This window comes from Flavobacterium covae, assembly GCF_001534645.1.
GTDB lineage: Bacteria > Bacteroidota > Bacteroidia > Flavobacteriales > Flavobacteriaceae > Flavobacterium > Flavobacterium covae.
In genome coordinates this window covers 920,925-934,282 of sequence record NZ_CP013992.1, presented here as the reverse complement: position 1 = coordinate 934,282, position 13,358 = coordinate 920,925, and the positions used below count along the sequence as shown (strand labels likewise).

Sequence of the window (13,358 nt, the reverse complement as noted above, 5' to 3'; positions counted from 1 at the left end):
TAGTGGCCTTTTTTATAAATAAAACCTTTTCTAGAACGAATTGATTAAAAATAATATTATTTAAACTTAAAATATACTGAATTAAAAAGTAAAATTCTCAATACGTTTTTTTCATTTTTAAACAACTTGAACAGACGATTGAGTATATAATTGAAATCATCGTTAGTTCGAGCCCGAAGCGCATCGAGAACCAACACTAATTTTTATTGCTTTTGTAAGATAGTGCCTAAATCAACATGTAGTTTGCCACTCCGATAAGGAGGAATCTGATAATCAACATTATGTGATTTCTCCCTTTGATCAAAATGAACAAGATTACGAACTTTTTGGACAGTTTCAAGGTTAAAAAAAAGTATTAAGAGGAAATTTCAAAATTTAAATGATATTAGGTTCAACGAAGACTCTTTTTGATTCAACGAAGACTCTTTTTGATTCAACGAAGACTCTTTTTGGTTCAATGAAGACTCTTTTTGATTCAATGAAGACTCTTTTAGATTCAATGAAGACTCTTTTAGATTCAATGAAGACTCTTTTTGGTTCAACGAAGACTCTTTTTGGTTCAATGAAGACTCTTTTTGATTCAACGAAGACTCTTTTTGGTTCAACGAAGACTCTTTTTGATTCAATGAAGACTCTTTTAGATTCAATGAAGACTCTTTTTGTTTCTATTTTTAATCTCTTGATTGTCACTAAGTAAGGAAGAGTCATATAATCGATATCAAAAACACTTAATAAAAGAGGAATATAATCATCAGAATTTAAAAACGGTATGTTACGCACTTTATGAGATCCCTCCTAATATCGGGATGACAAGAACCCGAAATAAATGCCTCTTGTTTGTTACTCCGAATATTACGCATTTTATGAGATCCCTCCTAATATCGGGATGACAAGAACCCGAAATAAATGCCTCTTGTTTGTTACTCCGAATGTTACGCATTTTATGAGATCCCTCCTAATATCGGGATGACAAGAACCCGAAGTAAAATGCCTCTTAATTGTTACTCCGAATCTCACGCATTTTATGAGATCCCTCCTAATATCGGGATGACAAGAACCCGAAGTAAAATACCTCTTGTTTGTTACTCCGAATATTACGCATTTTATGAGTCGGGATGACAAGAACCCGAAATAAATGCCTCTTAATTGTTACTCCGAATGTTACGCATTTTATGAGATCCCTCCTAAAGTCGGGATGACAAGAACCAGAAGTAAAATACCTCTTAATTGTTACTCCGAATGTCACGCATTTTATGAGATCCCTCCTAAAGTCGGGATGACAAGAACCAGAAGTAAAATACCTCTTGTTTGTTACTCCGAATGTTACGCATTTTATGAGATCCCTCCTAAAGTCGGGATGACAAGAACCCGAAGTAAAATACCTCTTGTTTGTTACTCCGAATGTTACGCATTTTATGAGATCCCTCCTAAAGTCGGGATGACAAGAACCAGAAGTAAAATACCTCTTGTTTGTTACTCCAACGTAAGGAGGGGTCTCATAATCAGTATTATGTGTTTTCTATTTTTGGTCGAAATGAAAAAAAAGATTGCGAACTTTTTGGACAGTATCAAGGTTAAAAAAATAGTATTATGAGGAACTTTCAAAGTTTAAATGGCATAATAGATATTCATAAAATTTTAAGTTTATTTATTTTTATTTTAATCACAAAAACGTCCTTTTTAAAACAAAAAATGAAAATAATATTTTGTTTAACTTATATTTATATAAATTTTAACTATTATCAATAACAAAATGATTAATTCTATATTTTAAATTTGCAATACGGTGAAGTTCTATTATGTTTAATAGAATATAAACTTAAAAAGAGGCTTTTCAAAAGGTAATAAATCAACATGCAGTTTGTCACTCCAACGTAAGTAGGAGTCTCATAATCAACATTATGTATTTTCTCCCTTTGGTCTAAATGACAAGATTGTGAACTTTTTGAACAGTCTCATTAATCTCAAACATATTTAAAATAATGAAAAAAAAAATTGTATCTAGTCTTTTTATTTTAGGATTATGTGCTAGCTGTCAAAGTTCTCATGTAACAAAAAATGAAATTAAAGTTGTTCTTAATTCAAAAAGTGATAGTCAAGTAACAGGAACTGCTGTTTTTTCCGAAAAAAATGGTATTATAACAATGGTAGCTAACATGAGTGGTTTAACACCTGGAGAACATGCTATTCATTTACATGAAAAAGCAGATTGTTCTGCTCCAGACGGAACTTCTACAGGTGGACACTGGAATCCTACTTTTAAAAAGCACGGCAAGTGGGGACAGGCAGAATATCATAGAGGAGATATTGGGAACTTTACTGCAGATGATAAAGGAAATGCGGTGGTAACGTTTTCAACTAATGAATGGTGTATTGGGTGCGGTGATCCAGCAAGAGACATAACAGGTAAAGGATTAATCGTTCATAAAGGAGTTGACGATTTTACGACTCAACCTACTGGAAATGCTGGAGGTAGAATTGCTTGCGCTGGTATTTTAAAATAATTTTTTCAAGAGGCTGTTCAAAAATCAAATTATAAATTATTTGTTTATTGCTTTAGTAAATATTATATTGATTTTATATAATTTATATCTTCTGTTTAATTTTAAGTCTTTTTTAGCTCAACTAAAAAGAAATGAAATAATAAGATAAAGTACCTTATAACAGCCTCTTTAAAAAATCTATTTAGACTACTAAAGGATTTATTTTTTCCTTAAAATTTTTGATAACGTTTATCTTCTGGTTCTGCTTTATTAATAATGAAATAATATTATGAATTATTAACGAAAAGTATGAAAATGTTTTCATATTAAACCCTAATTAAGAGTTATCAATTTATTATAGATCAAAATGATTTTTTATTCTTTTCATCTTTATCATAAAATCTAACACATAATATAGATTAATTTCATACCTATCACTTATATTCCTAACTCTTAATTATTTTTTAAAATGTATAAAAAAATAATTAAGAGTTAGGAAAAAATAATTGTTTTTAAATAAAGTTTTGTTAAGTTTTGATCTTTATTGTTTCTATTTATTATTTTTAACACTCAATTTGACATTTATGTACGACGAACTTAAATACTGGTATTTACGTGATCATAAACTTTTTAAAACCTTAAGTATGTCTCAACTTAAACAATTATGTATTATTGTTGGTTTTAAAAAAGCAAAAAAAGGTGAAATTATATATTTTTCTGATTCTGAAACACCTCGGGTTTTTTTATTAAAAAAGGGAAGTATAAAGATTGTAGCTATAGATCAAGAAGGAAATGAAACTATAAAAGACATTATCCAAAAAGGGGATCTTTTTGGAGAGCTAACTTTAGAACCTGATAGAACATCTAATGAACTAGCTATGGCACTTACAGAAGAAGTTTCTATATGCAGTTTTTTATTATCTGATTTTGAAAATTTAATGCTTAAATATCCTGATTTAGCATTAAGTTACATGAAATTTGTAGGACTAAAACTAAAACGAGTTAAAAACAATTATTCAAACCTAATGTCAAAGGATGCTAAAACACGTCTTAAAACATTTTTATTAGATTGGTGCGAAAAAGAAGGAAGTCATCAAGGGGATAATATTATTTTAGAAAATTATTTAACTCAAACAGATATTGCCCAAATTATTTGTACTTCAAGGCCTACCGCTACTAAATTATTAATAGAGTTAGAAGAAAATGGTATTATCCGATATACTCGTAAGGAAATAATTATTCCTAACATTGAACTTTTACAATAATATTTAGGTTTTTGTAAACTATCTTACAAAATACATTTTTTAGTCCTCTTAATTTTACACTGTAACAATAAAATAAAGAGAATTATGAAAAATGTATTTTTTTATTTACTGTTTTTACCTTTAACACTTTTAGGACAAAAACATATAGCTTCTTCTTCTACTGAAATCAACCCTATCTTAATAGGAGAAACTTTACCTAATGCTCAAATTCAAAAAATAGATAGTAGTTTTGTTTCTAGCCATTCTATTATTAACAAAAAGAAAACGGTATTAATCGTATACCGCGGTGGTTGGTGTCCTTATTGCAATGTTCATTTAAGCAACATAGCATCAATAGAAAATGACATTATCAAATTAGGTTATCAAATAATTGCAATTAGTCCAGACTCTCCTAGTTCTTTGATTAAAACTTCGGATAAAGATAAATTAAAGTATACTCTTTATTCTGATAGCAAAGGAGAGTTATTGACCGCTATGGGAATTACATACGAAGCTCCTTTAACCTACAAACCTATCATTAGTAAAGGTTCTAATAAAGTAAATAAAAATTTCTTACCTGTGTCTTCGTTATTTGTAATTAATGAGGAAAATAAAGTCATTTTTGAATATATAGCTCCTGATTACAAGAATCGTATTTCAGACAAACTATTACTTAATGTATTAAAAAACTTATAATCAAATAAAATTAAACATGAAATTACTTACCACTATTGCCACACTTTTAATTAGTTTTTCTTTTTTCGGGCAAACTTCCAAAAATTTAAAATTAGATCAACAGGAAAAAATAAAATTAGAAAAATTAACAATTGAAAAATATAATCAATTATTATCAAGAGATTCAATAATAATTGTTGATTTTAATGCTAAATGGTGTGGTCCTTGTAAAAAATTAGCTCCTATTTTAGAAAAAGTTTCTAAGGAAAAAAAAATCAAGCTAATTAAAATAGATACTGACAAAAATCCTGAATTGGCTCAAAAATTAAACGTTGAAGGACTTCCCACCTTACATTATTACAAAAAAGGTAAATTAATTTGGGAAAATTTAGGTTTTATAAACGAAGAAGAACTTTTAAAAAAATTAAATTAATCTATTATGAAAAACAAATTTTTAATTCTAACATTAAAGGCATTTTTTGCAAGTTTTATAATTTTATCTTGTGATAAGAATAATGATGATCATAACCAAAATTTATATGAAGAAACGGTTGTCGTTGCAAACAAAAATTCTTCATCTGTAAGTTTTTTGAATGCTAACACAAATGCTGTAACCAATACATTAAAAATTGCCAATTCAGAGCCCATGTATCTTGTTTTTGTTCCTTCAAAGGATAAACTATATGTTGGAGATCGAAAAAACAAACAGGTTCATATTATTAATCCTAGTACACAAAAATTAGAAAGTTCAATAAACGTTGGCAATGGGGTTTTTCACATGTGGGCTGATGGACTAGGGAAACAACTTTGGGTTAATAATGATATAGACAACACGATTTCTGTTATTGATCTGAATACTAATTCCGTTAGTAAAACTATAAATGTAGATATGAAACCTCATGATGTTTTTTTAACAAAAGACGGAACAAAGGCTTATATATCTGTTTTTAATTCTGATCAGCAAATGCCTGACAAGGTATATTTATATTCTACTAGTAACTATGAAAAGTTAAAAGAAGTAAATGTTGGTAAAGATCCTCATTTATTTCACTTATCAAATAATAATAGGTTAATTGTTCCTTGTCAATCTGGTGAAATATATAATATAAATGGAGAAAATTTACAAATTATTTCACAAAAGTCATATCCTGGTGCTCATGGTCTATATCCTAGTCCTAACTTAGAAAATATTTTTGTTACCAACATTACGGGTGGACAAATGTATTCTATTAAGACAAATGATTTAGTTCAAAATTATGATCCTATTTCAACTAGTAAACCTTTACCTCATAATTTAGTTTTAAATAAAGATGGGAATAAAATTTTTGCCACTCATTCAGGTTCAAATAGTACAACTGTATCTGTATATAAAATAAATCAGAACAAATTAGTTTATGAGCAAGATATAACCGTTGAAAATAATCCATTTGGTCTAACCTATTATATAAGAAATAAATAATTTTTTTATTATTTTAATAATACCATTTAAACTTAAAATATACTGGATTAAAAAATAAAGTTCTCGATACGTTTTTTTTATTTTAGAAATAACTCGAACAGACGGTTGAGTATATAATTGAAATCATCGTTAGTTCGAGCGCGAAGCACATCGAGAACCAACACTAATTTTTATTGCTTTTGTAGGGTAGTGTCTAAATCAACATGCGGTTTGTCACTCCGACGTGAGGAGGAGTCTTATAATCAACATTATGTGATTTCTCCCTTTGGTTGACAAGATTGCGAACTTTTTGGACAGTCTCAAAGGTAAAAAAATAGTATTATGTGGAAATTTCAAAGTTTAAATGGTATAATAAATACGATCAAGTATCTATTTAAATAAAATTTTCAATGTAATATATCTTTAGTGGAGAAAGGAATATTTTTAAAAATCCCTTATATTATTCAATCATTTAATTTAGTCTATCAAAAACAAGATTTTATAGTAATGTAGTAATAAAAATTCTTGCTATAATAAAAATTATGACTAATTATTATTCCTTTCTCTACTATTCTCTAAGAACATTTATTCCTTTAAGATATAAAATTAATTTTACCAATTATACTATTTTGAATAGCATTTTATAAATTTATTACTAGCCTAAATTATATTTCTTTTACAATAAATGTTTACTTCTCTATTTTATATAAAATAGATTTCAAAAAAGACTTTAATCAATTTAAAAAGACGTTTTTATGAATTTTACTTCAGTTAAAAATAGGCTTATTGAGCTAAAAGAAATTATGATACAATTAAATGATTGTGATTTTATTATTCCTATTTCTTCTTTAAGTAACGCTACAATAGGGGAACATATTCGACATATTATTGAATTATATCAAGCTCTTTTAAAAGGATATGATAATAATATAATTAATTATGATACTAGAGAACGAGATGTTAGTATACAAACTGTAAAAAAGTGTGCTATTTCAGCTATTGATTTAATTATTAATGAAATAGAAAAAGAAAATAAAAAATTGATAATAGAGCATTTTATTTCTGGTATTCCAACTTTTATAGAAACGAATTATTTTAGAGAAGTGCTTTATAATTTAGAACATTGTATTCATCATCAAGCTCTAATAAAAGTTGCTTTATTAAATTTTAATTATATACAAATTTCAGAAACATTTGGTATTGCTCCATCTACTATTGAATTTCGAAAAATATGTGCACAGTAAGTTACGTTTTTAGCAATAACACGATCATCATTACTTCTAATAGAGATGAAAAAATGGGTCGCCCTAAAGCATTAGTTCCAAAATCTTATATGGGTCAGCAAAAAAAAATGTTTTTCCCAAAAGACTCAAAAGCAGGTGGCACTTGGTATGTATTAGATGATAAGGGAAATATAATTGTTTTACTAAATGGTGCATCTGAAAAACACATTCCTAAAGAAAATTACCGAAAAAGTAGGGGTTTAATTTTGCTTGAAATTTTTGATAGCGGTCATTGTATAAATAAATGGTTAGAAATAAACCTAACTGATATAGAACCTTTTACATTAATTGTTTATACTCATAAACAACTCTATCAACTACGTTGGGATGGTACTGCAAAAAATACTTTAAAATTAAATCCTCAAGGAAAATATATATGGTCTTCTTCTACACTGTATTCTAATCTTATAAGAAAAGAAAGAGAATCATTATTTAACACATTTATCCAAAATAAGGATATAATTTATGCTAAAGATATAGCCTATTTTCATCAACATACAAATTCAGATGATAAAGAAAATGGATTGGTCATTAACCGAAATGATACTTTCATTACACAAAGTATTACTCAAACGATTATAAATCAAAATAAAATGATTTTTAATTACAAAGATTTGATTACTGAAGAAATTTACGAGAACTCTTTTTTAATGTTATAATGAAACTTTTCATACATAAACTAACACATTGGGAATATTGGCCCTTTCAGATTCTTTATATACCTATTTATTTTTTATGGATCTATTATGCTATCCGTTCTCGTACTTTATTCTTCTTTAATACCGTAAATCCAACCATTAAAAATGGAGGTTTTTTTAATGAAAGTAAGAATGATATATATCATTTAATCCCACAGCAGTACTATCCTAAAACATATTTAATAAATTACAAAGATTCTATTGAACAGGTTTCAACACATTCGCTTGTTTTTCCTTTTATTGCAAAACCTGACATTGGTTTACGAGGAAGTGCTGTAAGACGAATTTATTCTTTGGAAGATTTAAAAAAATACCATAAAAATGTTAATTTTAATTACCTCCTTCAAGAATTAATTCCTTTTTCTAACGAAATTGGGATCTTTTATGTTCGTTTTCCGAACGAAAAACAAGGTCGTATTACAGGAATCGTATCAAAAGAGTTTATGATTATAACAGGCGACGGAAAAAACACTATTGAAAACCTCATCAAACTAAATCCGCGTTATGAATTACAGCTAAATGTCTTACGAAAAGAATTAGGCTCAAAAATTCATACTATTTTACCCAAAGGAAAAACCTATAATCTTGTCCCTTTTGGTAATCATTCTAGAGGAACAAAATTTGTTGATATCAGCTACAAAATTTCCGAAAGACTAACACAAGTAATCGACAATATGTGTCAACAAATAAATGGTTTTTATTATGGTCGCATGGACTTAATGTATAATACTTGGGAAGAGTTAGAAAATGGAAAAAATTTTATGATTGTAGAATTAAACGGCTCTGCAAGTGAACCTACCCATATTTACGATCCTAATCATTCTATCTTCTTTGCTTGGAAAGAAATAGCTCGACACGTTCGTTATATGTTTAAAATTAGTCAACAAAATCATATAAAAGGAGTTCCTTATCTTAACCATAAAGAAGGCATGAATGAATATCGTAAGCATCAAGAACATTTTTATAAGCTTACTCAAATTTAATCATAATTTAAAAAAATTATAAATATAACTTAAGACAGAATAAATTTTATACTATTGAATTTAAAAATAAAAAATATAGTAGTAGGTTTTACTATTAGCTTTATAGGTTCTATACCACTTGGTTATTTAAACATAATAGGTTTACATTATTATAAAAAAAGCAACCTGTTTTCTACCCTAGTTTATTTACTAGGTGTAGTGCTTATAGAAAGTTTTATAATTTATTTTACAGCTAAAGGTATTTCTAGAATTAATTTAAATCCTAAATTAAAAACAAAAATTTCTTTATTCAGTATACTTTTCTTATTACTTCTCTCCTATTTAGCTAAACAACCCGTTGATTTAGAAAAAACAAACAATCAAGTTTTTATTTTAAAACAAATACTAGAACATCCTCTTTGTACAGGGATGCTATTTAGTGGTCTTAACTTTTCCCAAATTCCATTTTGGTTGAGTTGGAATGTATATATCCTAAACGAAAAATATATAATTCCTTCACAAAACGGACTTCTTTTATACACTTTTGGAGCTGTAGTAGGAACTTATACTGGTATGCTTAGCTTAATTATTTTTTTAGATAAAACTACAAACTATATTCAATTACCACTTCAAAAATACATCTCTGTTTTTTTTATTTCTTTAGCCATTTGGCAGAGTTTTATCCTAATAAAAAACAGGTACATTTCTAAAAACTAAACATTCCTTATACAAGTATTATATATTATTACATTCTTCTTTTTAATATTTATGTTATCTGATAATATGATTTCTCTTATAGTCAAAATAATAGACTAAACGTTGAAAGTTTTAATTTTTCAGACACCCTCCAATTATTTACTTATATCCAAGAAGTAATCTATAAACTATTAATTTTAAAGGTAAAGATAAAAAACGTATAGAATTGATATAATCTATTTTATAACATATTAATTAAATTAATAAATTAAATCATAATTTGTTTAATAAACAATTTTTATTAGTAGGCATATTTTACACAATATTACAGTATATAATACCATTTAAACTTAAAATATAATGGATTAAAAAGTAAAATTCTTTATCTGTTTTTTTCATTTTTAAAACAACTCGAACAAAGGGTTGAGTATATAATTGAAATCATCGTTAGTTTGAGCGCGAAGCACATCGAGAACCAACACTAATTTTTATTGCTTTTGTAGGATAGTGTCTAAATCAGCATGCAGTTTGTCACTCCTATATAAGGAGGAATCTCATAATCAGCGTTATGTGATTTCTCCCTTTGGTCGAAATGAAAGATTGCGAACTTTTTGGACAGTCTTAAGGTTAAAAAAATAGTATTATGAGGAAGTTTCAAAGTTTAAATGGTATAATACTTTCTTTATTATCATTTAAATCAGTTAATTTAAATTTTTCTTTATCTATTTTAAATATTTATTTTTCAATTATATAAAAGGGTTTATTTAATTTAAAATTTTAATTATTTCGTTAAAAAATATAAAACCCATAAAACTCTACATATTATTTTAAAAAGTCTGTAAAATGAAAATCTATAGCTCTTATTTTGAAATTATATTTCTTTACCTTTGTAAAAATTGGTTTTGCTTAAAATGATACAAGATATTCATACTCTAGACCCCAAAAAAAATATACTTATAAAAGGAGCACAGATTCATAATCTAAAAAATTTAGATGTTGCAATTCCCAGAAATAAACTAATTGTTATCACAGGATTATCAGGCTCTGGAAAATCAAGTTTAGCATTTGATACATTATATGCAGAAGGTCAACGCAGATATGTAGAAAGTCTTTCTAGTTATGCACGACAATTTTTAGGTAGGCTTGACAAACCAAAAGTTGATTATATTAAAGGAATTGCACCAGCTGTAGCAATAGAACAAAAAGTAAATACTACAAACGCAAGATCTACAGTAGGTACTTCTACCGAAATTTATGATTACCTAAAACTACTATTTGCTCGAATAGGTAAAACCTACTCTCCTATTTCTGGTTTAGAAGTCAAAAAACACACAGTAACTGATGTAATAGAACACGTCCAAAAACTAGAAGAAGGAAAACGCTACTTACTTTTATCTCCAATACATTTAGAAAAAGGAAGAACATTAGAAAACAAATTAAAAATTCTCTTACAACAAGGTTTCAGTAGAATATTAATTAATAATGAAACCATTCGTCTAGATGAATTTACTGATTCCCAAGAATTACACTCAAAAGATATTTATAAAGACAAGGAAATTTTATTAATTATAGATCGTTTAGTTGTAAAACACGAAGAAGATTTTTACAATCGGTTAGCCGATGCTATTCAAACAGCTTTTTATGAAGGCAAAGGATTTTGTTATTTACAAGAGCTTAATACTACTGAAAAAATAATTTTTAGTGCTAATTTTGAATTAGATGGTCTTTCTTTTTTAGAACCTAACGTTCATCTATTTAGCTTCAACAATCCTTATGGGGCCTGTCCTACCTGCGAAGGATATGGAAATATAATAGGAATAGATCAAGATCTCGTAATCCCTAATACGGCATTATCTGTGTATGAAAACTGCATAGCACCATGGAAAGGCGAAAGCATGAGTTGGTACCGCGATCAATTAGTAAATAATTCGCATAAATTTGATTTCCCTATTCATAAACCCTATTTTCAGCTAGAAGAATCACAAAAACAGTTAATTTGGGAAGGGAATCAATACTTTGAAGGACTTACTTCTTTTTTTAAAGAATTAGAAGAAAAAAACTATAAAATTCAAAATCGTGTTTTGCTATCACGCTATAGAGGCAAAACAAAATGTTCAATATGCAAAGGAAAACGATTAAGACCTGAGGCTAGTTATGTAAAAATTAATCACAAGACATTACCAGAACTTGTAGATTTGCCCATCCGTAAATTAATCCCTTTTTTTAACGACCTAACATTATCAGAATACGATGCAAAAGTAGCCAAACGATTACTTATAGAAATCAATAATAGATTAGCTTTCTTAGAAAATGTAGGTCTAGATTATCTGACTTTAAATAGAAATTCTGCTACTCTTTCAGGCGGCGAATCACAACGTATCAACTTAGCTACATCACTAGGAAGCAGTTTAGTAGGTTCTATGTATATACTAGATGAACCTAGTATAGGATTACATCCTAAAGACACTGAAAAACTAAATAAAGTACTAGAATCATTACGCGATTTAGGCAATACCGTAATAGTAGTAGAACATGATGAGGATATTATGAAATCAGCTGATATGATCATAGATATTGGTCCCGAAGCAGGTACCTACGGAGGAAACTTAGTAGCACAAGGCACGTATGAAGAAATACTAAAATCTAACTCTCTTACTTCCCAATATTTAAATGGAAAACGCACTATAGACGTTCCTAAAAAAAGAAGAAAATTTAAAAATCATATAGATATTATTGGAGCTAGAGAAAACAATTTACAAAATATTGATGTCACTATTCCTCTAGATGTACTAACCATCATTACAGGTGTATCAGGATCCGGTAAAAGCACATTAGTAAAAAAAATACTATATCCCGCCCTACAAAAACAATTGGAAAGTGTAAGCGAAAAACCAGGTCAATTTACCGAAATATCTGGCAACTATTCTCATATTAAACATGTAGAATATGTAGACCAAAACCCTATAGGTCGTAGTTCTCGATCCAATCCCGTTACATATATAAAAGCATACGATGATATTCGTGATTTATTTGCTAAAGAAAAAGTTTCAAAACTAAGAGGATACCAACCTAAACATTTTTCTTTTAATGTAGATGGAGGTAGATGTGAAAGTTGCAAAGGAGAAGGAACAATCAATGTCGAAATGGTTTTCATGGCAGATGTTTCATTACCTTGTGAAACTTGTAACGGAAAACGTTTTAAAAAAGAAATTTTAGAAATACAATTTGAAGGTAAAAATATAGATGACATCCTCAACTTAACTATAGACGATGCCTTAGCTTTCTTTAAAACAAACAATCAAAATAAAATCATTCAAAAACTACAACCTCTACAAGATGTTGGACTAGGTTATGTACAATTAGGTCAATCTTCTTCCACTCTATCTGGAGGCGAAGCACAACGAATTAAGCTTGCTTCTTTTTTAGTTAAAGGAACTACAAAAGATAAAGCTCTTTTTATTTTTGACGAACCTACAACAGGTCTTCATTTTCATGATATTAAAAAATTATTAAAATCTTTTGATGCCTTAATAGAAAAAGGACATTCTATTTTAGTTATCGAACACAATCTTGATATGATTAAATGTGCTGACTATATTATAGATTTAGGTCCTGAAGGTGGAGAAAATGGAGGACAATTACTAGCTTTTGGTACACCTGAACAAATAACAAAAGAAAAAAAATCAATTACAGGATATTACCTAAAAAGTAAATTATAAATTGGCACGCTATTTGTAAAGTCAAAAACCAAGAATTTGATTTAAATTTAATTGGTTCGTTTTGTTTTTATAAAGTGTGTATCAAAATACACAATCTCGCCGTTTAACTTCGTTCAATCTCCTCTATCATCTAAAAGAGATTTGAACGAATTGAACAGGC

11 protein-coding genes are annotated in these 13,358 nt (G+C 28.1%); 10 read left to right on the top strand and 1 reads right to left on the bottom strand.

From position 1 onward, the window contains the following. Positions 1 to 375: 375 nt before the first annotated feature. Complete coding sequence (locus tag AWN65_RS14750; protein WP_145902538.1) at positions 376 to 780, bottom strand: hypothetical protein; 405 nt, start codon at positions 778 to 780, stop codon at positions 376 to 378. A gap of 1,202 nt (positions 781 to 1,982) precedes the next feature. Between AWN65_RS14750 and AWN65_RS04110 the strand changes: the two genes are divergently transcribed. The 10 genes from AWN65_RS04110 (at position 1,983) to uvrA (ending at position 13,198) form a co-directional block, all read left to right on the top strand. Next, positions 1,983 to 2,504 (top strand): superoxide dismutase family protein, encoded by a 522-nt coding sequence (locus AWN65_RS04110; RefSeq protein WP_060382000.1) that lies wholly within the window; start codon positions 1,983 to 1,985, stop codon positions 2,502 to 2,504. A 563-nt stretch (positions 2,505 to 3,067) separates the two neighbouring features. Continuing rightward, complete coding sequence (locus AWN65_RS04105; protein WP_060381999.1) at positions 3,068 to 3,748, top strand: Crp/Fnr family transcriptional regulator; 681 nt, start codon at positions 3,068 to 3,070, stop codon at positions 3,746 to 3,748. Positions 3,749 to 3,832: 84 nt separating this feature from the next. After that, entirely contained in the window at positions 3,833 to 4,423 is a 591-nt protein-coding gene (locus tag AWN65_RS04100; protein WP_060381998.1) for a redoxin domain-containing protein, read from the top strand. Between the two features lie 16 nt (positions 4,424 to 4,439). Continuing rightward, positions 4,440 to 4,835, top strand: coding sequence for a thioredoxin family protein (locus tag AWN65_RS04095; RefSeq protein ID WP_060381997.1), 396 nt, complete (start codon positions 4,440 to 4,442; stop codon positions 4,833 to 4,835). A 6-nt stretch (positions 4,836 to 4,841) separates the two neighbouring features. Beyond that, the gene (locus AWN65_RS04090) at positions 4,842 to 5,861 is read left to right on the top strand and encodes a YncE family protein (protein WP_060381996.1); all 1,020 of its coding nucleotides are present in this window, start codon (positions 4,842 to 4,844) and stop codon (positions 5,859 to 5,861) included. Positions 5,862 to 6,595: 734 nt separating this feature from the next. Further along, positions 6,596 to 7,084 carry a hypothetical protein gene (locus tag AWN65_RS04085; protein ID WP_060381995.1) on the top strand — a complete coding sequence of 163 codons (489 nt, stop codon included), beginning with the start codon at positions 6,596 to 6,598 and terminating at the stop codon, positions 7,082 to 7,084. Next, positions 7,072 to 7,782 (top strand): NRDE family protein, encoded by a 711-nt coding sequence (locus tag AWN65_RS04080; protein WP_060381994.1) that lies wholly within the window; start codon positions 7,072 to 7,074, stop codon positions 7,780 to 7,782. Before AWN65_RS04085 ends, AWN65_RS04080 begins: the two co-directional genes overlap by 13 nt. Then, entirely contained in the window at positions 7,782 to 8,804 is a 1,023-nt protein-coding gene (locus AWN65_RS04075) for an ATP-grasp domain-containing protein (RefSeq protein ID WP_060381993.1), read from the top strand. Before AWN65_RS04080 ends, AWN65_RS04075 begins: the two co-directional genes overlap by 1 nt. 54 nt (positions 8,805 to 8,858) lie before the next feature. Next, positions 8,859 to 9,500 (top strand): hypothetical protein, encoded by a 642-nt coding sequence (locus AWN65_RS04070; RefSeq protein WP_060381992.1) that lies wholly within the window; start codon positions 8,859 to 8,861, stop codon positions 9,498 to 9,500. Between the two features lie 890 nt (positions 9,501 to 10,390). After that, positions 10,391 to 13,198, top strand: a complete 2,808-nt coding sequence (gene uvrA, locus AWN65_RS04065) for an excinuclease ABC subunit UvrA (RefSeq protein ID WP_060381991.1) — start codon at positions 10,391 to 10,393, stop codon at positions 13,196 to 13,198. The last annotated feature ends 160 nt before the right edge of the window (positions 13,199 to 13,358 follow it).